The following is a 22,954-nucleotide window of genomic DNA, read 5'->3' as shown; positions in this document are numbered from 1 at the left end:
CACAGGCGGCCCAACCTTAACCTTGCTCGCCGTCAGGGAGCATCAACACGTTCATTTCTTGCTTCAAAGAAGGAGAAACACCATGCGTAACTACGATTTATCCCCATTACTGCGTCAGTGGATCGGTTTTGACAAACTGGCGAATACGCTGCAAAACGCCGGTGAAGGCCAGGCGTTCCCGCCGTATAACATCGAAAAAAGCGACGATAACCACTACCGCATCACCCTTGCGCTGGCGGGTTTTCGTCAGGACGATCTGGATATCCAGCTTGAAGGCACGCGCCTGACGGTGAAGGGCACCCCGGAAAAACCGGCCAACGAGCCTTCATACCTGCATAAAGGGCTGGTGATCCAACCGTTCAGCCTGAGCTTTACGCTGGCAGAGCACATGGAGATCGACGGCGCGACCTTTACCAATGGCCTGCTGCATATTGATATCACCCGCAACGTGCCAGAAGCCATCGCCCCGCAGCGCATCGCCATCAGCGAACGCCCGGCGTTAAACAGCTAATCGGTTATCCATGAAAAAGGCGTCGAAAGACGCCTTTTTTGTTTGCCAGGCGGCGGGGTGCGTTACAGGAAGCCTTTTTCAGCAAAGGTAATGCGCGTTGCCTCATTCAGATCCATCTCTTTCATCGCTTCCGGTGATACCCAGATAACCTCCTGAAACTCTTCGTTGAAGGTGATGGCGCGGTTAGCGCTTACGCAGTCAAAGATGAGATAAATCATATAAATCTCTTCCGTGGTGCCATCCGCATAGGTTTTCATTCGCACGTCATCACGAAAAGCCCAGGGCTTCACTTCTGTAATGTCGAGTTCCTCACCCAGTTCTTCTCTAATCTCCCGCCTGAGCGCCTCTTCCATTGTTTCTCCCGGCTCCATTCCACCTCCCGACAAAGCCCACTGGCCCGGGAAGACACCGCGATCGGCGGCCATTTTACAGAGCAGGTATTCACCCTCATTCTGAATGACAGGGCAGACTATTATTCGCTGGCGCATTTCATCTCCGTATTAAGCCATACAAACCAGGCATGGTTATACACGCCCCGGCGCGGCTTTTTTGTGCGCCATCCCCCATACAACCCACTGGCGCTCTGACAAAATCCGCAAAGAAAATAGTGTTATTCACAAGGATCCCGTCATGAGTGAAATAGCGTTAACCGTGAGTATTATGGCGCTGGTTGCGGTTGTGGGTTTATGGATAGGCAATATAAAAATCCGTGGCGTGGGTTTTGGCATCGGAGGGGTGCTGTTTGGCGGGATTATTGTCGGGCACTTTGTCGATCAGGCGGGCATCGGCCTTAACAGCGCGATGCTGCATGTAATGCAGGAGTTTGGCCTGATCCTGTTTGTTTACACAATTGGGATTCAGGTGGGGCCGGGGTTTTTCGCTTCGCTCAGGGTATCGGGTTTACGCCTCAATCTGTTTGCCATTCTGATCGTCATCCTGGGCGGCCTTGTCACCACGCTGCTACATAAGTTTTTCGCGATTCCGCTCCCTATCGTGCTGGGGATTTTCTCCGGCGCGGTGACCAACACGCCCGCGCTCGGTGCCGGGCAGCAAATCCTGCGGGATTTAGGCACGCCCGGAGAGATGGTCGATCAAATGGGTATGAGCTATGCCATGGCCTATCCGTTCGGTATCTGCGGAATTTTGCTGACGATGTGGCTTATCCGCATGGTGTTTCGCATCAATGTCGACAGCGAAGCACAGCAGCACGATCTGCATTCCGGTAACGGCCACAGCCTGCTTAAAACCATCAATATCCGCGTTGAAAACCCGAACCTGAATGGCATGGCGATTCAGGATGTGCCGATCCTGAACAGCGATACCATCATTTGCTCGCGCTTAAAGCGTGAAGAGACGCTGATGGTGCCCGCGCCCTCCACGCTGATTATGCAGGGGGATCTGCTGCATCTGGTCGGCCAGGAGGCCGATTTACGCAACGCGCTGGTGGTCATCGGCAGAGAAGTTGATACCTCGCTTTCCACGCGCGGTACGGATTTACACGTTGAGCGCGTGGTAGTGACCAATGAAAAAGTGCTGGGTAAAAAAATCCAGGATCTGCACTTCAAGCAGCGCTATGACGTGGTGATCTCCCGGCTCAACCGCGCGGGCGTGGAACTGGTGGCCAGTAGCCAGGCCAGCCTGCAATTTGGCGATATCCTCAACCTGGTAGGCCGCCAGGCGTCGATTGATGCCGTGGCTGCGGAAGTGGGTAACGCGCAGCAAAAACTCCAGCAGGTGCAGATGCTGCCGGTGTTTATCGGTATCGGGCTTGGGGTGTTGCTGGGTTCGATTCCGCTGTTTATTCCCGGCTTCCCGGTGGCGTTAAAACTGGGTCTGGCGGGCGGTCCGCTGATCATGGCGCTGATTCTGGGGCGTATCGGCAGCATCGGGAAGCTCTACTGGTTTATGCCGCCGAGCGCCAACCTTGCGCTGCGCGAGCTGGGGATCGTGCTGTTCCTGGCCGTCGTCGGGCTGAAGTCAGGCGGGGATTTTATTACCACGCTGACCGAGGGCGAGGGGGTTAACTGGATGCTTTACGGCGTCTTTATTACCGCTGTCCCGCTCATCACCGTGGGCCTGCTGGCGCGGATTTTCGCGAAGATGAATTACCTGACGCTGTGCGGCATGTTAGCGGGTTCAATGACCGATCCACCCGCGCTGGCGTTTGCCAACGGCCTGCACGCCACCAGCGGCGCGGCGGCGCTCTCCTATGCCACCGTTTACCCGCTGGTGATGTTCCTGCGCATCATCACGCCGCAGTTGCTGGCGGTCCTATTCTGGGGAATGGGTTAACAGGGTTTGCGGGTGGATGCGGTGCAGGTGGTAATCCACCTGATACTCGCTGGTATTGCGAAACATCACGGAATAATTCAGAAACTCGCCGCTGTCGCTATAAGAGAGGGAGGTAATACGCAGCAGCGGCGTGTGTTCAGGCACATTTATCAGGCTGGCGAGCTGTTTATCCGCCAGTACCGGCGTCAGGGTCTCATAGTTGCCGCTGATCGTAATCCCGCACTCCTTCTCAATATAATCAAATTTTGATCCCTCCAGATGCACCAGTGAAAGGTTGCGAAACAGCTTCACGGGCATGTAGCTGTCCTCAAGCATCAGCGGCTTATCGTTCACATAGCGCACCCGGCGTGAGAAATAGATCCGCTCGTTAATCTGAATGCGCAACTGACTGGCGATGGCAGGCGGGGCCGGCATCAGTTCAAACACCAGCACTTTACTGGAAACATGTTTGCCTTGCTGACGCATCACCTCAACAAAGCCGGTGAGGTTGGTGGTTTCGTGGTGGACATCCTTGCGGGCGACAAAGGTTCCGCTCCCGTGGCGACGCACCACTAATCCCCAGCCAACCAGCAGGTCAATCGCTTTGCGGATGGTCATCCGCGCCACGCCAAACTCCTGCGCCAGCACTTTCTCGCCGGGTAACGGACTGCCGACGTTGTAATCCGATGAATTCAGTCGCAGGCGTAATCTTTCAGCAATGGATTTATAGATCATCTGTAGATCTCTCTGTGAACATTAAGCGGGGCTTCGCGGCTGAACAGGTCCAGTTTCATTAAAAAAAGTAGACATGAGAGGACGAAATAAAACCATGAATAGGATCACGAATCGCAGCGGCACGTCATGTTGCCGGGATCGTAACTATTTATTCTCAGCCCGTCAGCATTCACTACAAAAAGACCTTTAACCCGACCCTGGTTGTTATATGAGGATGTAAAAATGCTCAGTCAAATACAACGCTTTGGTGGCGCTATGTTCACCCCGGTTTTGCTATTCCCCTTTGCCGGAATGATTGTGGGAATAGCAATTATGCTGCAAAACCCCATGTTTATCGGCGAATCGTTAACGCAACCCGACAGCTTATTTTTCCAGGTCATAAAAATTATTGAAGAAGGTGGCTGGGCGGTATTTCGTAATATGCCGCTTATTTTTGCCGTAGGTTTACCTCTTGGCCTGGCTAAACAGGCGCATGGCCGGGCGTGCCTTGCGGTATTAATTAGCTTCCTGACCTGGAACTATTTCATTGGCGCAATGGGAACGGTCTGGGGCGATTTTTTTAACGTTAACTTTAACTCAGAACCGGTAGCCGGAAGCGGGCTGGCGATGGTCGCCGGGATTAAAACGCTGGATACCAGCATCATTGGTGCCATCGTTATTTCTGGCCTCGTCACGGCGCTCCATAATCGCTTTTATGATAAAGCCCTGCCTGTTTTTCTGGGTATTTTTCAGGGCACCTCGTTTGTGGTGATTGTCGCGTTTTTCCTGATGCTCCCGTGCGCGTGGTTAACGCTACTTTGCTGGCCGAAAGTTCAGGGCGCTATTCAGTCGTTACAGACATTTTTAAGCAGCGCCGGGGCATTAGGCGTGTGGATTTACACCCTGCTTGAACGCCTGTTAATTCCCACCGGCTTACACCATTTTGTTTACGGTCCTTTTATTTTTGGCCCGGCGGTTATTGAAGGCGGTTTACAACCGTACTGGATCCAGCATATGAGTGAATTTAGCCAGAGCGCGCAGCCATTAAAAGAACTTTTCCCGGCGGGCGGTTTTGCCATGCACGGTAATTCAAAAGTATTCGGCGCGCCGGGTATTGCGCTGGCAATTTATTACACGGCGGCCCCGGAAAATCGGGTTAAAGTCGCGGGATTATTAATTCCGGCTACCTTAACCGCCATTCTGGTGGGCATTACGGAGCCGCTGGAATTTACCTTTTTATTTATTGCCCCTTTCCTGTTTGTTATTCACGCCCTGTTAGCCGCGACAATGACCGCGCTCATGTATCTGTGTGGCGTCGTCGGGATGTTCGGCGGCGGTATGTTAAATGAATTTTTACCCCTCAACTGGATGCCGATGTTCCATAACCATGCCTCAGTGATGTTTATTCAGCTCGGCATCGGCTTATCTTTTACCGCCATCTGGTTTGTTGTTTTCCGCACCTTAATTCTGCGCTTCAACCTGAAAACGCCGGGCCGTGACGAGAGCGAAATCAAGCTCTACAGCAAAGCCGATTACAAAGCGGCGCAGGGGCAACCCCTCGCCTCACCGGAATCCAAAACCGGCCAGGCCGCGGGTTTCCTGCATGCACTCGGCGGGGCGGCCAATATTGAAAGCGTAAATAACTGCGCCACCCGGCTGCGTATCACGCTGATCGATATGACCAAAACCCAAAGCGACGATGTTTTTAAAGCCCTCGGCGCACATGGCGTGGTCCGGCGCGGCAATGCCATTCAGGTGATTGTCGGCCTGCACGTTCCGCTGGTGCGCGATCAGCTTGAAACCCTAATGAAAACCCCTTTAACGAACGAACCATCCACCATGACGGAGGCTTTATCATGAAAAAATTCTCAGTGGTTATCGCTGGCGGCGGCAGCACCTTTACCCCCGGCATCGTGCTGATGCTGTTAGCCAATCAGGATCGTTTCCCCCTGCGGGCGTTGAAATTTTATGACAACGACGGCGCGCGGCAGGAAGTGATTGCCGAAGCGTGCAAAATCCTCCTTAAAGAACAAGCGCCGGAGATTGAGTTCAGCTACACCACCGATCCCAAAGCAGCCTTCAGCGACGTGGATTTTGTGATGGCGCATATTCGCGTCGGTAAATACCCGATGCGTGAAAAAGATGAAAAAATCCCGCTGCGCCACGGTGTATTAGGCCAGGAAACCTGCGGACCCGGCGGGATCGCCTACGGGATGCGCTCTATCGGCGGCGTGCTGGAACTGGTCGATTATATGGAAAAATACTCCCCCGACGCCTGGATGCTGAATTACTCCAATCCGGCGGCGATTGTGGCGGAAGCGACCCGCCGCCTGCGCCCTCACGCAAAAATCCTCAACATCTGCGATATGCCGATTGGTATTGAGGGGCGCATGGCGCAGATCGTCGGGCTGAAAGACCGCAAGGAGATGCGCACCCGCTATTACGGGCTGAATCATTTTGGCTGGTGGACAGGTATCGAAGATTTGAACGGCAATGACCTGATGCCGAAACTGCGCGAATACGTGGCGAAACACGGATATGTTCCCCCCACTGACGACGCGCACACGGAAGCAAGCTGGAATGATACGTTTGCGAAAGCGCGGGATGTGCAGGCTCTGGACCCGGACACCATGCCCAACACCTACCTGAAATATTATCTGTTCCCGGACTATGTGGTGGCGCACGCCAACCCGGAACGCACCCGCGCAAACGAGGTGATGGATCACCGGGAAAAACAGGTGTTCGGCTCCTGCCGGGCGATTATTGAAGCGGGTCACTCCTCGGCCGGCACGCTGGAAATCGACGAGCACGCGTCTTACATTGTCGATCTGGCCCGCGCCATCGCCTTTAATACCCAGGAGCGGATGCTGCTGATCGTGCCGAACAACGGCGCGATTCATAATTTTGATGCCGACGCGATGGTGGAGATCCCGTGCCTTGTGGGTAAAAACGGACCGGAGCCGCTGACCGTGGGCGACATCCCGCATTTCCAGAAGGGGATGATGAGCCAGCAGGTGGCGGTGGAAAAACTGGTGGTGGATGCCTGGGAACAACACTCCTACCAGCGGCTGTGGCAGGCGATCACCCTGTCCAGAACCGTCCCGAGCGCCTCCGTGGCTAAGGCGATTCTCGATGACCTGATTGAGGCGAATAAAGAGTACTGGCCTGAACTGCATTGATGCTGGTCCCCCTCACCCTAACCCTCTCCCCCAAGGAGAGGGAACCGATCGAGCACGGACTTGCTCCTCTCCCCCAGGGAGAGGGAACCGATCGAGCGCGGACTTACCTTTCCCCCTCTCCCCCAGGGAGAGGGAACTGGCCGGGCGCGGGCTTGCTTTTCCCCCTCTCCTGGGGGAGAGGGCCGGGGTGAGGGGGCATCTCACGGCAAAAAAATCGCGGCTAGCCAGGCATAATGTCGGCTGTTAATCTGTCCGTCTCAGGGAGTATATCAAAGGAGATCTGATGAAAATTTCCCGCATCGGTGAGGCCCCCGACTACCGCTTTTCGCTGGCAAATGAACGCACGTTTCTGGCCTGGATCCGCACCGCGCTTGGGTTTCTGGCGGCAGGTGTTGGGCTTGATCAATTAGCCCCCGATTTCGCCACGCCGCTTATCCGTGAGCTGCTCGCGCTGCTGCTGTGCCTGTTCGCGGGCGGGCTGGCGATTTACGGTTATCTGCGCTGGCTGCGCAACGAACGCGCCATGCGGTTGAAAGAAGATCTGCCGTATACCCGCAGTTTACTGGTTATCAGCACGAGTCTGGTGATCGTCGCCGCCATCGTTATGGTGCTCGTGTTCTATGCCGGATAGCCGCAAAGCCCGTCGTATGCAGGACCCCGGCCTTCAGCCGGAGCGCACCTCGCTGGCCTGGTTTCGTACCCTGCTCGGCTATGGCGCGCTGATCGCCCTCGCCGTAAAGCACCACTGGTATGAATCCGGCATCACGTTCTGGATTTCGCTGGTGGCACTGGCGCTGGCGGGCGTGATCCTGTGGCGCTACACCCGCCAGCGTAATCTGATGGACGTCGAACACAGCGATTTTGCGCAGTCTGCGGCGGTGCGCGACAAACTGCTCATCGCCCTGGCGGTGCTGTCGCTCGCGTTACTGTTTGCCGTCACGCACATCCGCCAGGTGATCCTTTTTCTTCAGGGCTGGCTTTAACGCCCTTTCGCCAGATAAGCGGCCATTTCGTCTTCCGGCACCATCCCGCCGCCCGTCGCCCACACCAGATGGGTGGCGTGGCGGAGTCGATCAGCCGTCAGTCCCTGTAACTGGTGGTAGCCGCTGTCGCCACAGACGAGCTGCGGTCCGGCCATGCCCGCCAGGGCAGACGGTTCAAGGCGGATGTTCTCCTCCTGTGCCAGCCAGCCGAGCATGTCGTACAGCGTCTGATCGTCGAGGGTGTAAAACCCGTCCAGCAACCGTTCCATGGCGCGGCCCACAAAGCCGGACGCGCGCCCGACTGCCAGCCCATCGGCGGCGGTCAGGTTGTCGATACCCAGATCCTGGACCGCGATGGTGTCGTGCAGCCCGGTGTACACGCCAAGCAGCATGCAGGGCGAGTGCGTCGGTTCGGCGAACAGGCAATGCACATGATCGCCAAACGCCATTTTCAGGCCAAATGCCACCCCGCCGGGGCCGCCGCCGACGCCGCACGGCAGATAGACAAACAGCGGGTGATCGGCATCCACGCGGATGCCCTGCTCAGTAAACTGCGCTTTCAGGCGCTCGCCCGCCACGGCGTAACCCAGAAACAAAGTGCGTGAGTTTTCGTCGTCGATAAAAAAGCAGTTCGCGTCCGACTGCGCGGCTTTACGCCCCTCTTCCACCGCCACGCCGTAATCCTGCTCATACTCCACCACGTTCACGCCGTGACTGCGCAATTTCGCCTTTTTCCATTCGCGGGCGTCAGCAGACATATGCACGGTGACCTTAAAGCCCAGACGCGCGCTGATGATGCCGATGGACAGCCCCAGATTCCCCGTCGATCCCACTGCAATGCTGTACCGGGAGAAAAACGCTTTAAACGCAGGCGTCGAGAGCTTGCGGTAATCATCATCGGGCGAGAGCAGCCCGGCGGCGAACGCCAGCTTTTCGGCGTGGGTCAGCACTTCAAAAATGCCGCCCCGCGCTTTGATAGAGCCGGAAATCGGCAGATGGCTGTCTTTTTTCAGCCACAGCGAACCGGAGATCGGCTGGCCTGACTCCGCCTGCAAGCGTTGCTGCATGGCCGGGATCGGCACCAGTTCCGACTCAATAATGCCCTGAGTGGCCGCGGTTTCCGGGAACGCCTCAGCCAGCCAGGGCGCAAAGCGATGCAACCGGGCATGGGCGTCGCGGATATCGGCCTCGCTGAGACCCACAAACGGCAAACCTTCAGCCAGCGATGTGGTGTTGGGATTAAACCAGCAGGTTTCCTGGAGGTTGATGAGCGAGGCGACGAGCGGAAAGCGGGCGGTGAGTTCGGCTGGTGTCATGGTGGCTCTCTTTGCGTTAGCGATAACTCAAGAAAGCAGGAAGGCGGCGACGGTGCAAGAAAAAAGACCGTCGCCGGGGACAGGAAGTTAAATGGCCTGCTCGTGGTGTGCGAAGCGCGAGGCGAGCGGCAGCCAGCACAGCAGGATCAGCAGGCCCATCAGCGTCATCAGCATCCCAAGGCTTGCCTGACCGCTTTGTGGCAATAGCGCCGACAGCCATGCCAGCACGCCGGAACCGATGTTTTGCAGCCCGCCAACCAGCGCACCGGCGGTACCCGCGAGGAACGGAAACGGCTCCATCGCGCCGCTGGTCGCCAGCGGAAACAGCATTCCCGCGCCGAAGAAGAACAGCGCCGCAGGCACCAGTAACGTCCAGACATTCATCACGCCGAACCAGCCCGGCACCCACATCATCACGCCCGCCAGCAGGCAGCTCACCACCGCCTGCCACATTAACGTGGTGAAGCGTTTGTTTTGCCGTCCGGCGAACCAGGCTCCAAAAAAGGCCGCCGGGATCGGCAGGATAAACAGCACGCTCACCGCCATGCTGCTAAGTCCCAGCCCTGCCCCGAGCAGTACGCCGGAACAGGCTTCAAACACCGCAATCCCCGCCAGACCGCCGATTAACATCAGCAGATAACAGGTGAATGCGCCGTTGCCAAAAAGCGTTTTATAACTGTCGATAAGCCGGCTGCGGGGGGCTGCAACCGGGCGGGTTTCCGGCATCCAGCGGGCCATGCTGAAGGTGACGATGACGCAGAGGATCAACAAAAAAGCGAAGCACGCCCGCCAGCCCCATACCGTATTGAGCAGGCCGCCAATCAGCGGGGCCAGCAGCGGGCTGACCAGGATGCCCATGTTCAGCAGGCTGTTGGCATGGCGCAGTTGCGTGCCTTCATAGAGATCGCGCGGCAGCGTGCGCGCCATCACGCCACCGACGCCGGTGCCCATTCCCTGTAGCGCGCTGGCGACAATCAGCACCGTCAGGCTGTGAGTGGTCATCGCTATCAGCGTCGCCAGCAGGAAGATGCTCATGCCCGCGAGGATCACCGGGCGGCGGCCAATCCGATCTGAGAGCGGGCCATAAAACAGTTGTGAGACGCCGTAGGTCAGCAGATACGCCGCCATTACGCTTTGAACTGCTCCGTCCCGCACCTTAAATGCCTGCGCCATATCGGTGATAGCCGGAATATAAATGGTTTGCGCCATCTGCCCGACAGCCACCAGCAGCACCAGCATCAATAACAAATTGACGTTTCTGTTCCGTTTCATTTCGCTGAATACTTTTCAAAAAGGAAAAAACAAAGAATAAGTTGCTGGGTATCCCCATAAATGCGAGAGGAATCTACCACACCACGGAAATGAAGCCATCATGCACGGCGTGAATGACAGAACGAAGAAAGTCAGGCTTTGTAAACAATTATCGGCAATAAATGTTGCCAGTTTGCCTCAGGCGAGACGAAGTAATATTGCGCCGATGGCGATACCACAGGCGGCAACAATCCGCATCCCGGATACCCGCTCTTTAAGCAGGATAAACGCGATGAGTGCGCCAAAAAGAATGGAGGTTTCCCGCAGCGCGGCGACCACCGCCAGCGGTGACTGCGTCATTGCCCACAGCGCCAGGCCGTAGGAGCCCATGGTGCCAATCCCGCCAAAAACCCCCTTTTTCCAGTGCGCGGCCAGATAGCGCGAAGCGGCCTGCCGTCGGGCGATCATCGCCCAGACCAGCAGACAGACGCCGTTCATGAAGAAGGTCCACAGTGTGTAACCAAAGGCGGTTTCAGACAGGCGCACGCCCGTGCCGTCCACAAGGGTGTATCCGGCAATAAAACAGGCGTTGAACAGCGCAAGGACAATGCCCTTATGCGAGCTGGCGCGGCCGTTGAAGGCCATTCCAAGAATGGCGAGGCAGATAACGGCAATCCCCGTCCAGGCCAGCGGCGAGAGGTGTTCACCCAGCGCCACGACGCTGATTAACGCGACCAGCAACGGGGCGGTGCCGCGCATCAGCGGGTAGGTCTGGCTCATGTCCGACACCTGATAGGTTTTAGCGACCAGCACGGTATAAACCACCTGTAACGCGCAGGAGACAGCAAGATACGGCGCGCTTTCCCAGGTCGGCTGCGGCGCGAAAGGCAGCAGGATAAGGGCGATGAGCGCTGCGGAACCGCTCACGCTGATGGCGGAATAGAGTTTATCGCTGCCCGCCTTAACGATGGCGTTCCAGCTTGCATGCAGCAGAGCGGCAAAAAGCAAAGTGAGAAAAACAGTGAGCGTCATAATGGACAACACAGGTGAATTGTCATGGAAATGTAACACTCTTTGCTGATTTGACCAGCGCGTATCCTGTAAAAGGGGGCGGTGGCCCGCCCCCTTTGGTGCGGCTTGAACCTGATTTACTTGAGGTATTTCAGGACGGCATCAAGCAGTTGCAGCAACGCAACAATGAGTTTCAGGATCAGTACAGCAATATCCACTCCGCTCATACGCTTCTCCTTAAGGTATAAGGAGTACGTCCGGCTGGCGTACCTGTCCGCCGCCTGTAACCAGCCGTATATTCACACGCTGCCGCCCGTCTGCCTCTTTGCTTATGCAGCCCGACACAAACGGAACGAGATTGTGTGATGTTGGCGTATCACAGTGTGCACTCCCGGGGTTAAGGCACTGACGGCACCACCCGTTTCAGCCAGGACTTATTTGCGCCCGTCAAACACGCGGCCCCGTATCGCACACTCTGAAAGCTCTTTTATTATAGAAAAATACTGTATGCATGAACAGTATTTTTTAGACAAAATGACGGCTTTGAACCATACTCATACTGCGCAAAATTGCGTCCATTGCGTATCGCACGTATACTCACAGAGTTGACGTAGCACAGTGTGCACTGCGGTCTACCACCCGCAAACGCACGCGAAAATGGCCCTTTTCCGGGCCATTTTCTTTTGTGTCATTCCCCATTTGCTTCACTCTCTTTTCGGTAGCCCAGTGCCAGGCTCTGGCTGGGATCAAACAGCGAAATGCTCTCCACCTGATCGAGTAAAATCACCTTGCGAAAATGCAGCGCGGAATGCGGCTCAGAGCTTAAGGTAATATTTTGGCTGGCATATAACGCGCTGTAATTATTTTCTATTTTAAATTCTGCGCTGTCGCGCTCGCGATATCCCGTTAGCATAGGAATAAGCACAATATTATTTAATGATGTGCTGTCCACGGTTGCGGTATGGATCATACCAATATAAACGCGCTGTGATTTCAATGTCAGCCATGCCAGTTGACCGGTTTCCATGCACTGATAAATTAATCCTTCAATGCCATTGGCGCGGGAAAGATATTTATAAAGTTGTCGCCGTCCATCGCTGTTTAAATTTGCACTGCGCGCCCAGTTGGAGCGATACAGACAAAATAAAATAGCAAAGGCAAGCATAATGACGACCGGGGCCTGAATCCCAAGAAAACTCCAGTTCATAAACGTCATTTGCAGGCGGTGATCGTCACTGCCGGTCATTTCCGGCACCGCGTTCATGGCAATCGACGTTAACAGCAAACAGAGCCAGATGATCGCGGTCGTGAGTATTCCCTGAAGAACGAAAATGCAGCCGTAAAGCGCGACAAGAAAGTAAACGTCCCAACCGAAGGTGCGCCGTAGCTTCAGGCGGGTAGAGAGGTCGCGGCTGGTGTACCAGTAGCCGCAGACCATCAGAACCATAAAAATAGCCGTGCCCATATTACATCCTTTTTAATGCATCAACATGACGGGAAAAATCATCAATAACGGCCGGGCAGTTGATATTCACCCCGGCATTACCGTCTTCATCAATGACAATACGATCTCCATCCTCAATGGCTTCTTCCACATGTCTGCGATCAATCACATTCAGGAGCCTTTCCGGGCTTGCGAACAATTTGCGTAGTGCGTGTAGCATAATTACCCTTTTACGACTAAAAAATTAAATATCCCTAATATTAGTCGTGACAACGGCAGATGGCTATTATTACAAAACGTAAATAATGCCTCTGCCGAAGTGTCATATTATTTCGGCTATCAGACTTTTCTCCTTTTAATAATCAGACTTGCCAGATAATGAGTTTGCCACCAGGCTTAAATAGAGAAAGGGTGTTAATACGCTATTTAAATAACCCAGAGGAGAACGTCATGATTTATATCAATAAACATATGAGCGGTGCCAAAGATGACCCGTCAGAAGCGCCAGAATCCGGAGACAAACCGGAGAACGATCCGAAAAAATCGTCCTGACGGTCGCTACAGCAGCTTGCTCCCGGGGTCAGTCCGCTGGCTCCGGTACATCAGAACCCCCCTTCACATGTCTAAAAAAACTCGTTTTATCGACATATCTGCGTGACATGTTTATGCTATCGACATAACATCACGCTATGTCGAAAAAAAGGACTTTAATAAACATGTGGAATCCAGAGCATCCGTATAACCAATTACCTCCGCTGCCACCTGATTTGGCTACGGTAGAAACCCGGTCCGTTCTCAAAGCCTGCATTAGCGCACGCGCTGCGCTCGCGGAGTTAAAAGCCGCAGGCGAGTTGTTACCCGATCAAGGGTTACTGATCAATCTGTTACCCATGCTCGAAGCAAAAGACTCATCACGCATTGAAAATATCGTGACCACCAGCGATCAGCTTTTCCAGTATGCCGATCGGGCCGAGTACGCCGATCCGGCAACAAAAGAGGCGCTGCGATACCGCACGGCGCTTTATCAGGGCATTAATCAGCTAAGCCAGCATCCACTGTGCGCAAACTCAGCGATAAAGATATGCACGACGCTACGTGCGGTAGAAACAGACGTACGCAAAACGCCGGGTACCGTGCTGCGCGATCAGAATATGAAAGTGGTCTATACCCCGCCTGAAGGAGAAAAGGTGATCCGCGATTTGCTCTCAAACTGGGAAAAATTTCTTCATGAACGAGATGAACTGGATCCACTGGTAAAAATGGCAATCTCTCACTATCAGTTTGAAAGCATTCACCCGTTTCCTGACGGTAACGGACGGACAGGCCGCATTCTTAATATTCTGTTTTTGATAGAAGCAGGGTTACTTAGCCTTCCAATTTTGTATCTTTCCCGATTCATACTGGCGCAGCGGAGCGATTACTACAGCTTACTGCGGGGTGTGACTGAACGAGGAGAGTGGGAGAAGTGGATCCTATTTATGCTTGAAGCTGTAGAAAACACCGCAGTCTGGACACGCAAAAAAGTTGCCATTATTCGGGCGCTGGTAGAAAACACGGCGGTGGTTATTCGGGAAAAGTTACCAAAAATCTACAGTTGGGAGCTGGTACAAGTGCTCTTTGCCCAGCCTTACTGTCGTATCGAAAACCTGGTGGAAGCGGGAATTGCAAAACGCCAGACCGCATCGGTTTATCTTAAGCAGTTAGTGGCAATGGGCATTCTGGAAGAAGTAAACGCAGGCCGGGAAAAGCTGTATATCAATACGCGATTGCTGCAAGAAATGAATAGCTAAAGCATATTTTGCGATCACGGTCATTTGCAACAAACCGTGATCCCCGGCGCATTTTTACGCCGCTGTGCATAAAGTCGTTGTCTGAATCCACATCCTGTGTTTGTATGAATCCTGTTAATTAAATGAACAACAGGCCCCTAATGAACCCAACCATGCTGACCCCGACCCTACTAAAAACCGCGCCATTCGCCGCGGTGGTCGTCGTGCGTGTGGTGGTGGTCGTCGGCATCGCGCCGTAGGGTCCGGAACACACGATTCCAAACCCCGCCGGCGCAAACCGGGCGGGGTTTTTTATTGTGACCTCCCCGGAAAGTCGGCCCAGAATAAAAGGACTGGAGCATGGCAAGTTCGGGCACAACATCACACCCTAAGCGCTTCACGGGCGCGCAGTTAATCGTTCATTTACTGGAGCGCCAGGGCATTTCGATTGTCACCGGCATTCCCGGCGGCACGGTGCTTCCGCTCTATGACGCCTTAAGCCAGAGCACGCAAATCCGGCACGTACTGGCCCGTCACGAACAGGGCGCGGGCTTTATCGCTCAGGGTATGGCGCGAACTCAGGGCAAACCGGCGGTATGTATGGCCTGTAGCGGGCCGGGTGCCACCAACCTCGTCACCGCCATTGCCGATGCGCGTCTCGACTCCATTCCGCTGGTCTGCATCACCGGCCAGGTGCCGTCCTCGATGATCGGCACCGACGCCTTCCAGGAAGTAGACACCTACGGTATTTCTATCCCCATCACCAAGCATAACTACCTGGTGCGCGATATCCGCGAGCTGCCGCAGGTCATCAGCGACGCGTTTCGCATTGCCCAGTCCGGTCGTCCGGGCCCGGTGTGGATAGATATTCCTAAGGATATTCAAACGGCTGAAATTGAACTCAGCGACCTGCCGGAACCGGGTGGCGTGGCACCTGCGCCCGCCTTCAGCGCGGCAAACGTGCGCGAGGCCGCAGCGATGATCAACCAGGCGCAGCGCCCGGTGCTGTATCTCGGCGGCGGGGTAATCAATGCGCCAGAACAGATCCGCGAGCTGGCGGAAAAAGCGAATCTGCCCACCACCATGACCTTAATGGCGCTCGGCATGTTACCCAAAGCACATCCGCTGTCTTTGGGGATGCTCGGGATGCACGGCGCGCGCAGCACCAACTTTATTTTGCAGGAAGCGGATTTGCTGATTGTTCTCGGCGCGCGTTTTGATGACCGGGCGATTGGCAAAACCGAGCAGTTCTGCCCGAATGCCAAAATTATCCACGTCGATATCGATCGCGCTGAACTGGGCAAAATCAAGCAGCCGCACGTTGCGATTCAGGGCGATGTGAGCGAGGTGCTGGCTGAGCTGATCCCGCAGATTGACGCCCAGCCGCGTGCGGCCTGGCGCGATCTGGTGGCGCAACTGCAACAGGAGTTCCCGGCGGCGATGGCGGGAGCCGACGATCCGCTGACCCATTACGGGATTATTCGCGCGGTGGCGGCCTGCGTGGATGACGAGGCGATTATCAGCACGGATGTCGGCCAGCATCAGATGTGGACGGCACAGGCGTATCCGCTCAACCGGCCGCGCCAGTGGCTGACGTCTGGCGGTCTGGGCACAATGGGCTTTGGCCTGCCGGCGGCCATTGGCGCGGCGCTGGCAAATCCTGACCGCAAAGTGCTCTGCTTCTCCGGCGACGGCAGCCTGATGATGAATATTCAGGAAATGGCGACCGCCGCCGAAAATAATCTCGATGTGAAAATCATCCTGCTGAATAACGAGGCGCTGGGGCTGGTGCATCAGCAGCAAAGCCTGTTCTACAAGCAGGGCGTGTTCGCCGCCACCTATCCGGGCACGATCAATTTCATGCAGATTGCCGCCGGATTTGGCCTGCACACCTGTGATTTAAATGCTGAAGCGGACCCACAGGCCGCGTTGCAGGCGGCGATTTCTCGCCCCGGTCCGGCACTGATTCATGTGCGTATCGACGCTGAACAAAAAGTGTATCCGATGGTGCCGCCGGGCGCGGCCAATACTGAGATGGTGGGGGAATAAGCCATGCAACATTCTGAACATGACAACGTCATTCTTGAACTCACCGTGCGGAACCATCCCGGCGTCATGACCCACGTTTGCGGGCTGTTTGCCCGCCGCGCGTTTAACGTGGAAGGCATTCTTTGTCTGCCGCTACAGGGCGGCGAGCAGAGCCGTATCTGGCTGCTGGTGGCGAACGATCAGCGGCTGGAGCAGATGATTAGCCAGATCGACAAGCTGGAAGATGTGGTGCAGGTGATCCGCCATCAGACCGATCCAGGTGTGTTCAATAAACTGGGGCTGTTCTTCGAGTGAGATTACTCGCTCCCGGATTCGGGTGTGAGCACTTTCACAAAGCCGTTGCGACAGCAGGCCGGATACTCCGCGGGCAGCGGACGGTCGCTGATTAACACGTCAAACCCGGACAGCGGGGCAATGCTGGCCGGGGCCACTTCATCAAACAGCGCGTAGCGCGCGAGCAAAATTTTGCGGATGCCGTGCTCCATCGCTTTGCGCTTGATCGGCAGATCGTCCGGGTTAAACCAGCTCACGCCAAAGTGTTCATGCACGCCGCTGGCGGAGATAAACACTTTGCGCGGGTTGAGCGAGTCCAGAATCGTCGGATTACTGGCGTCATAGAACGCATCGCTTTTCGCGCGGTACGTGCCGCCGCACAGCATCACCGTGGCGTTAGGTTTGGCGTTGAGCGCCATAAATACCTGATGGGAATAGCAAATCCCGGTAAAACTGATTTCATCGGGGATCATACTCACCACCAGCGGCATTTCCGGGCCGTTGTCGAAAAACACCAGATCGTTCTCGCTCACCAGCCCTGCGGCCAGGATGGCAATCGGCATATCATCGCGGTGATGGGGGCGCACGGGCGCGACAGGCTGGCTGGCGGCAGGCGCGGCGGGCTTGTTGACCATCACAATGTAGCCGCCGAGCAGCGCAAGCGGCAGCGGCTCCTCTTCCTGGCTGAAATCACGACGAATGGTCATCACAGAAACTTCCAGCATCCGCGCCGCCTCTTTTAAGTGGATGCGGTCGGTCTTTTTGAGCAGTTCCATCAGCCGACGAATACGCTCTTTCTGCTTGGTTTCCATTCACTTTCTCCGCGTTACCGCACTCAATTTCTGATGTTCCTAAAGTAACATTTTCACTCTCAGGCGGGAACATTGGGCGATCAAATGTTCCTGTAATTGCGAAATGAGTCACAAATGATACTAAAATAACATGATAATGTTACGATAATATCATTGTTAAGCATTTGTTTCTGAGAGGTAGTAAAATGGATATCGCAGTCATTGGCTCCAACATGGTGGATTTGATCACCTACACCAACCAGATGCCGAAAGAGGGCGAAACGCTGGAAGCGCCCGCCTTTAAAATTGGCTGCGGCGGCAAGGGCGCAAACCAGGCGGTGGCGGCGGCGAAGCTCAATTCCAAAGTGCTGATGCTGACCAAAGTGGGCGACGATATTTTTGCCGATAACACGATCCGTAATCTGGAATCCTGGGGCATCAATACCACCTACGTGGAAAAAGTGCCGTGTACCAGCAGCGGTGTCGCCCCGATATTTGTGAATGCTAATTCCAGTAACAGTATTCTGATTATTAAAGGTGCCAACAAATTCCTGTCACCGGAAGATATCGACCGCGCGGCGGAAGATTTAAAAAAATGTAAGCTCATTGTATTGCAACTTGAAGTGCAACTGGAAACGGTCTATCACGCCATTGAGTTTGGTAAGAAGCACGGCATTGAAGTGTTATTAAACCCGGCTCCGGCATTGCGTGAATTAGATATGTCTTATGCCTGCAAATGTGATTTCTTCGTGCCGAATGAAACCGAGCTGGAAATTCTGACCGGTATGTCGGTAGACACCTACGACAATATTCGTCTTGCCGCGCGCAGTCTGACTGATAAAGGCCTGAACAATATTATCGTCACGATGGGCGAGAAAGGCGCGCTGTGGCTCTCCCGCGATACGGAAGTGCATGTCCCGGCGATCAAGGTTAACGCCATTGACACCAGCGGCGCGGGCGATGCGTTTATCGGCTGCTTTGCGCACTATTACGTCCAGAGCGGCGATGTTGAAACCGCCATGAAAAACGCCACGCGTTTCGCTGCTTTCAGCGTGACGGGCAAAGGCACCCAGTCGTCTTACCCCAGTATTGAGCAATTCAATGAATTCCTGGCGTTAAACGAATAATAAACCCCCTGCACAGTATAAAAGGTAGCACTATGAACGATAAAAACATCGTTCAGATGCCTGACGGGTATCTGAATAAAACACCTCTGTTCCAGTTTATTTTGTTATCCTGCTTATTCCCGCTATGGGGATGCGCTGCTGCGTTAAATGATATTTTAATTACGCAGTTTAAAAGCGTATTTTCATTAAGTAACTTCGCCTCTGCCTTAGTGCAGAGTGCGTTTTACGGCGGGTATTTTTTAATTGCTATTCCGGCGTCGCTGGTAATTAAAAAAAGCAGTTATAAGATCGCCATATTAATCGGCCTGACGCTCTATATCGTCGGCTGTACATTATTCTTCCCGGCATCGCACATGGCTACCTACACCATGTTCCTCGCCGCGATTTTTGCTATCGCTATCGGCTTAAGTTTCCTGGAAACCGCCGCCAACACCTACAGCTCCATGCTGGGGCCGAAGTCCCACGCCACGCTGCGCCTGAACGTCAGCCAGACCTTCTACCCAATCGGTGCGGCGGCGGGCATTTTGCTCGGCAAATATCTGGTATTTTCCGAGGGCGACAGCCTGGAAAAACAGATGGCGGGCATGACACCAGCGCAGATCCACGATTTCAAAGTGCTGATGCTGGAAAACACTCTCGAACCCTACAAGTACATGATTATGGTGCTGGTGGTGGTGATGGTGCTGTTTATGCTGACCCGCTTCCCGACCTGCAAAGTGGCGCATACCGCCAGCCGTAAACGCCCGTCGGCAGCCGACACGCTGCGCTATCTGGCGGGTAACGCCCGTTTCCGTCGCGGTATCATTGCGCAGTTTTTATATGTCGGAATGCAGGTGGCGGTGTGGTCGTTCACCATTCGTCTGGCGCTGGAACTGGGTGATATTAACGAACGCGATGCGTCCAACTTTATGGTGTACAGCTTCGCCTGCTTCTTTATCGGCAAGTTTGTCGCCAACATTCTGATGACCCGTTTTAACCCGGAAAAGGTGCTGATCCTCTATTCGGTGATCGGGGCGCTATTCCTGGCCTATGTCGCGCTGGCTCCGAGCTTTAGCGCGGTGTACGTGGCGGTGCTGGTGAGCATTCTGTTCGGGCCGTGCTGGGCGACCATCTACGCCGGAACGCTGGACACAGTAGATAACGAACACACCGAAATGGCGGGCGCGGTGATCGTAATGGCGATTGTCGGCGCGGCGGTGGTGCCTGCGGTGCAGGGCTACGTGGCGGATATGTTCCACTCGCTGCAACTGTCGTTCCTGGTGTCCATGCTGTGCTTTGTGTATGTCGGCATCTATTTCTGGCGTGAATCTAAAATCCGTCGCGATGTGACGGTGAATGAGGAGACAAATCATGGCAACGCGTCTGACACTGTGGCGTGATTTATTTACCGCGCAGCCCAAAACGCTGCTGGAAAACGCGGATTTTACGGTAAGCGCTTTTCGCTATCCGGGCGGTGTGGAAGGGCTGAAAGTCTCTAACGCACGCGGCCATCTGGTGATCCTGCCGTGGCTTGGGCAGATGATCTGGGACGCGCAGTTCGACGGCCACGATCTGACCATGCGCAATATGTTCAGCCAGCCGAAACCGGCCAAAGAGATTGTCGAAACCTACGGCTGTTTCGCCTTTCACTCCGGGCTGCTGGCGAACGGCTGCCCGTCGCCCGACGACACCCATGCGCTGCACGGTGAAATGGCCTGTGCCGCGATGGATGAGGCCTGGCTTGAACTGGACGGTGACCAGCTTCGCATTTGCGGGCGTTATGAATACGTGATGGGATTCGGTCATCATTATTGCGCTGAACCTGCGGTGACGCTGCATAAAGCCAGCGCGCTGTTTGATATTCACATGGCGGTGACCAATCTGGCGTCGGTGGCGATGCCGCTTCAGTACATGTGCCACATGAATTACGCGTATGTGCCGGATGCCACCTTTAGCCAGAATCTGCCGGACGAGGCGCTGGCGCTGCGGATGTCCATTCCGGCGCACGTTAAACCGACCGAACAGTGGCTGGCGTTTAACGCGCGTATCCAGCACGGTGAAGCGTCACTGAAAACGCTTTCGGAACCGCAGTATTACGATCCGGAAATCGTCTTTTTTGCCGATAAACTCGATCGCTACACCGCGACGCCGGAGTTTCAGATGACCGCGCCGGACGGCACCACTTTTGTGACCCGTTTTGCTAGCGCGGAGTTTAACCATGTGACGCGCTGGATTTTGTATAACGGCGATCAGCAGGTGGCGGCGTTTGCGCTTCCGGCGACCTGTCGCCCGGAGGGATTCCTCGCGGCACAGGCCAGCGGCACGCTGCAAACAATTGCGCCAAAAGAAACCCGCTGCTTTACGGTCACCACCGGCATTGCCGGGTAAAACTGACGATGTACGTCGCCGCATTTCCCCTTATGATAAGCGCTCGGGTAAGAAGCAGGAGCGTTCATGATTTGGATAATGCTGGCGACGCTGGTGGTGGTGTTTGTAGTGGGATTCCGGGTGTTAACGTCAGATTCCCGGCGGGCGGTGCGCCGTCTGAGCGAGCGGCTTGGCATTACGCCGGTGCCGGTTGAATCGATGATCGACCAGCTTGGCAAAACGGCGGGGGCGGAGTACATCCACTATCTGGCGCGCCCGGATGAAGCGCATTTGCAGAATGCCGCCCAGGTGCTGTTTGTCTGGCAGGCGTGCATTGTCGATGGCAGCGAACAGAATATGCAGTACTGGCACCGGATGCTGAAAAAAGCACGGCTGGCCGCCCCGCTGACGGATGCGCAAATTCGTCTGGCGCTCGGGTTTCTACGTGAACTGGAACCGGATGTGGCGGAGATCAACGCCTTTCAGATGCGCTATAACGCGCAGTTTATGCCAGAGGAAGGGGTTCACTGGCTGCACTGATTCTCGCCCTGAAACAGGGCGAGATCATCACAACTATTAATGTGCGTCGATAAAGACAATCTTCAGCACAAACAGCAGGGCCACTACGATCACGCACGGACTCAGCTCGCGCAGGCGACCGGTACCGATTTTCATCACGCAGTAGGAGATGAAGCCCAGCGCGATGCCTTCGGTGATGGAGAAGCTGAACGGCATCATCACAGCGGTGATAAACGCCGGAACGGATTCGGTCAGATCGTCCCATTTCACGCGCGCAAGGCTTGAGGTCATCAGCACGCCCACGTAAATCAGCGCGCCTGCGGCGGCATACGGCGGCACCATGCCCGCCAGCGGTGACAGGAAAATCACCAGCAGGAACAGCAGACCAACGACCACGGCGGTCAGACCGGTGCGGCCCCCGACGGAAACACCGGACGAGGATTCGATATAGGCGGTCACGGATGAGGTGCCGATAAACGACCCGGTCACCGACGAGATGCTGTCCACATACAGCGCCTGCTTCATGCGCGGGAATTTACCCTTTTCATCTGCCAGGCCTGCTTTGTCGGTCACGCCAATCAGCGTACCGGAGGAGTCGAACAGGTTAACCAGCATGAAGGAGAAAATCACGCCCGCCAGCCCCAGGTTAAACGACCCGGCCAGATCGACATGACCAATGACGCTGGTGACGCTCGGCGGCGCAGAGACAACGCCGTGGAACTGCACGTCGCCAAGCCACCAGCCGAGCAGCGTGGTCACGATGATAGAAACCAGCACCGCCGCGTGAATATTACGGGAGGCGAGGATGGCGATGATAAAGAAGCCGAGCACGCCCAGCAGGACGCTGTGCGAGGTCAGGTTACCGATAGCCACCAGCGTTTCCGGGTTAGCGACGATCACGCCAGCGTTTTTCAGCCCCATCATGCCGATGAACAGACCGATGCCGCTGGTGATACCCACGCGCAGGCTGACCGGAATATTGGCAATCATCCAGTAACGCACGCGGAAAATCGTCAGCAGCAGCAGGCCGACCGCGCCCCAGAAAATCGCGCCCATACCGACCTGCCAAGGCAGGCCCATCGCCTGGACCACCACGAAGGCGAAGAAGGCGTTCAGGCCCATGGCCGGAGCCAGCGCCACCGGCAGGTTGGCAAACAGGCCCATCAGGATGCTGCCGAACGCGGCGATAAGACAGGTGGTGACGAAGACGGCGCTGGTATCCATGCCAGCAACGCCCAGAATTTGTGGATTTACAAAGACGATGTAAACCATCGTTAAAAAGGTGGTGAAACCGGCGATCACTTCAGTGCGTGCCGTCGTGCCGTGCTCGCGCAGTTTAAACACGCGCTCGAGCAACCCCTGGCCGGATGGCTGGGTGGTGTGTTGTTGGCTCATTATCA

At 55.3% G+C, this 22,954-nt stretch carries 25 protein-coding genes; 15 read left to right on the top strand and 10 right to left on the bottom strand.

Annotated elements, in window-relative coordinates; all coding sequences use genetic code 11:
- The first annotated feature begins 82 nt into the window (after positions 1-82).
- Positions 83-511, top strand: coding sequence for a small heat shock chaperone IbpB (gene ibpB, locus BM373_RS14865; RefSeq protein ID WP_090462796.1), 429 nt, complete (start codon positions 83-85; stop codon positions 509-511).
- A 62-nt stretch (positions 512-573) separates the two neighbouring features.
- Here the strand turns inward: ibpB and nudI are convergent, their stop codons facing one another.
- Positions 574-999 carry a nucleoside triphosphatase NudI gene (gene nudI, locus BM373_RS14860; RefSeq protein ID WP_090462793.1) on the bottom strand — a complete coding sequence of 142 codons (426 nt, stop codon included), beginning with the start codon at positions 997-999 and terminating at the stop codon, positions 574-576.
- Positions 1,000-1,141: 142 nt separating this feature from the next.
- Between nudI and BM373_RS14855 the strand changes: the two genes are divergently transcribed.
- Positions 1,142-2,803 carry a putative transporter gene (locus tag BM373_RS14855; RefSeq protein ID WP_090462790.1) on the top strand — a complete coding sequence of 554 codons (1,662 nt, stop codon included), beginning with the start codon at positions 1,142-1,144 and terminating at the stop codon, positions 2,801-2,803.
- Here the strand turns inward: BM373_RS14855 and BM373_RS14850 are convergent.
- A complete protein-coding gene (locus BM373_RS14850) occupies positions 2,783-3,517 on the bottom strand; it encodes a GntR family transcriptional regulator (protein ID WP_090462787.1) in 735 nt (244 codons plus the stop codon). The genes BM373_RS14855 and BM373_RS14850 overlap by 21 nt on opposite strands.
- A gap of 222 nt (positions 3,518-3,739) precedes the next feature.
- Between BM373_RS14850 and BM373_RS14845 the strand changes: the two genes are divergently transcribed.
- The 4 genes from BM373_RS14845 to BM373_RS14830 all read left to right on the top strand — a co-directional run bounded on the left by BM373_RS14845 (position 3,740) and on the right by BM373_RS14830 (position 7,658).
- Complete coding sequence (locus BM373_RS14845; RefSeq protein WP_090462786.1) at positions 3,740-5,356, top strand: alpha-glucoside-specific PTS transporter subunit IIBC; 1,617 nt, start codon at positions 3,740-3,742, stop codon at positions 5,354-5,356.
- Positions 5,353-6,675 carry a 6-phospho-alpha-glucosidase gene (locus BM373_RS14840; protein ID WP_090462783.1) on the top strand — a complete coding sequence of 441 codons (1,323 nt, stop codon included), beginning with the start codon at positions 5,353-5,355 and terminating at the stop codon, positions 6,673-6,675. Before BM373_RS14845 ends, BM373_RS14840 begins: the two co-directional genes overlap by 4 nt.
- A gap of 283 nt (positions 6,676-6,958) precedes the next feature.
- Positions 6,959-7,306 carry a YidH family protein gene (locus tag BM373_RS14835; RefSeq protein ID WP_090462781.1) on the top strand — a complete coding sequence of 116 codons (348 nt, stop codon included), beginning with the start codon at positions 6,959-6,961 and terminating at the stop codon, positions 7,304-7,306.
- Positions 7,296-7,658 (top strand): DUF202 domain-containing protein, encoded by a 363-nt coding sequence (locus BM373_RS14830; RefSeq protein ID WP_090462778.1) that lies wholly within the window; start codon positions 7,296-7,298, stop codon positions 7,656-7,658. Before BM373_RS14835 ends, BM373_RS14830 begins: the two co-directional genes overlap by 11 nt.
- Here the strand turns inward: BM373_RS14830 and dsdA are convergent.
- From dsdA to BM373_RS14800, 6 genes are all read right to left on the bottom strand, one after another.
- Entirely contained in the window at positions 7,655-8,974 is a 1,320-nt protein-coding gene (dsdA, locus tag BM373_RS14825) for a D-serine ammonia-lyase (RefSeq protein ID WP_090462775.1), read from the bottom strand. The genes BM373_RS14830 and dsdA overlap by 4 nt on opposite strands.
- Before the next feature lie 87 nt (positions 8,975-9,061).
- Positions 9,062-10,246 (bottom strand): multidrug efflux MFS transporter EmrD, encoded by a 1,185-nt coding sequence (gene emrD / locus BM373_RS14820; protein ID WP_090462772.1) that lies wholly within the window; start codon positions 10,244-10,246, stop codon positions 9,062-9,064.
- Between the two features lie 177 nt (positions 10,247-10,423).
- A complete protein-coding gene (locus BM373_RS14815) occupies positions 10,424-11,257 on the bottom strand; it encodes a DMT family transporter (protein WP_090462768.1) in 834 nt (277 codons plus the stop codon).
- 116 nt (positions 11,258-11,373) lie between these two features.
- On the bottom strand, positions 11,374-11,463 hold the full coding sequence (gene tisB, locus BM373_RS14810; protein WP_090462765.1) for a type I toxin-antitoxin system toxin TisB: 90 nt from the start codon (positions 11,461-11,463) through the stop codon (positions 11,374-11,376).
- A gap of 461 nt (positions 11,464-11,924) precedes the next feature.
- Positions 11,925-12,701: a hypothetical protein gene (locus tag BM373_RS14805; RefSeq protein WP_090462762.1), complete on the bottom strand. Its 777-nt coding sequence runs from the start codon at positions 12,699-12,701 to the stop codon at positions 11,925-11,927.
- Between the two features lies 1 nt (position 12,702).
- Complete coding sequence (locus tag BM373_RS14800) at positions 12,703-12,900, bottom strand: hypothetical protein (protein ID WP_090462758.1); 198 nt, start codon at positions 12,898-12,900, stop codon at positions 12,703-12,705.
- Positions 12,901-13,151: 251 nt separating this feature from the next.
- Here BM373_RS14800 and BM373_RS21850 point away from each other — a divergent pair, with 251 nt between their 5' ends.
- From BM373_RS21850 to ilvN, 5 genes are all read left to right on the top strand, one after another.
- On the top strand, positions 13,152-13,232 hold the full coding sequence (locus BM373_RS21850; protein WP_318371221.1) for a hypothetical protein: 81 nt from the start codon (positions 13,152-13,154) through the stop codon (positions 13,230-13,232).
- 164 nt (positions 13,233-13,396) lie between these two features.
- Positions 13,397-14,470, top strand: coding sequence for a protein adenylyltransferase Fic (fic, locus tag BM373_RS14795; protein ID WP_090462755.1), 1,074 nt, complete (start codon positions 13,397-13,399; stop codon positions 14,468-14,470).
- Positions 14,471-14,610: 140 nt separating this feature from the next.
- Positions 14,611-14,709, top strand: coding sequence for an ilvB operon leader peptide IvbL (gene ivbL / locus BM373_RS14790; protein WP_143102670.1), 99 nt, complete (start codon positions 14,611-14,613; stop codon positions 14,707-14,709).
- Positions 14,710-14,809: 100 nt separating this feature from the next.
- The gene (gene ilvB / locus BM373_RS14785; RefSeq protein WP_090462752.1) at positions 14,810-16,498 is read left to right on the top strand and encodes an acetolactate synthase large subunit; all 1,689 of its coding nucleotides are present in this window, start codon (positions 14,810-14,812) and stop codon (positions 16,496-16,498) included.
- 3 nt (positions 16,499-16,501) lie between these two features.
- Positions 16,502-16,792, top strand: coding sequence for an acetolactate synthase small subunit (ilvN, locus tag BM373_RS14780; RefSeq protein ID WP_072570949.1), 291 nt, complete (start codon positions 16,502-16,504; stop codon positions 16,790-16,792).
- A 2-nt stretch (positions 16,793-16,794) separates the two neighbouring features.
- Here ilvN and BM373_RS14775 read toward each other — a convergent pair whose 3' ends face one another.
- On the bottom strand, positions 16,795-17,583 hold the full coding sequence (locus tag BM373_RS14775; protein ID WP_090462750.1) for a DeoR family transcriptional regulator: 789 nt from the start codon (positions 17,581-17,583) through the stop codon (positions 16,795-16,797).
- 185 nt (positions 17,584-17,768) lie between these two features.
- Between BM373_RS14775 and rbsK the strand changes: the two genes are divergently transcribed.
- The 4 genes from rbsK (at position 17,769) to BM373_RS14755 (ending at position 21,575) form a co-directional block, all read left to right on the top strand.
- Positions 17,769-18,689: a ribokinase gene (gene rbsK, locus BM373_RS14770; protein ID WP_090462748.1), complete on the top strand. Its 921-nt coding sequence runs from the start codon at positions 17,769-17,771 to the stop codon at positions 18,687-18,689.
- Positions 18,690-18,721: 32 nt separating this feature from the next.
- Entirely contained in the window at positions 18,722-20,068 is a 1,347-nt protein-coding gene (gene fucP / locus BM373_RS14765; protein WP_090462745.1) for an L-fucose:H+ symporter permease, read from the top strand.
- Entirely contained in the window at positions 20,040-21,056 is a 1,017-nt protein-coding gene (locus BM373_RS14760) for an aldose 1-epimerase family protein (protein ID WP_090462743.1), read from the top strand. Before fucP ends, BM373_RS14760 begins: the two co-directional genes overlap by 29 nt.
- Before the next feature lie 66 nt (positions 21,057-21,122).
- Positions 21,123-21,575, top strand: coding sequence for a DUF1198 family protein (locus tag BM373_RS14755; RefSeq protein ID WP_090462741.1), 453 nt, complete (start codon positions 21,123-21,125; stop codon positions 21,573-21,575).
- 36 nt (positions 21,576-21,611) lie between these two features.
- Here the strand turns inward: BM373_RS14755 and adeP are convergent, their stop codons facing one another.
- Positions 21,612-22,949, bottom strand: a complete 1,338-nt coding sequence (adeP, locus tag BM373_RS14750; RefSeq protein ID WP_090462738.1) for an adenine permease AdeP — start codon at positions 22,947-22,949, stop codon at positions 21,612-21,614.
- Between the last annotated feature and the right edge of the window lie 5 nt (positions 22,950-22,954).

This window comes from Enterobacter sp. kpr-6 (genome assembly GCF_900116015.1).
Lineage (GTDB): Bacteria > Pseudomonadota > Gammaproteobacteria > Enterobacterales > Enterobacteriaceae > Enterobacter_D.
The sequence above is the reverse complement of the archived record's forward strand: the minus strand, read 5'-3'. Positions and strand labels throughout refer to the sequence as shown.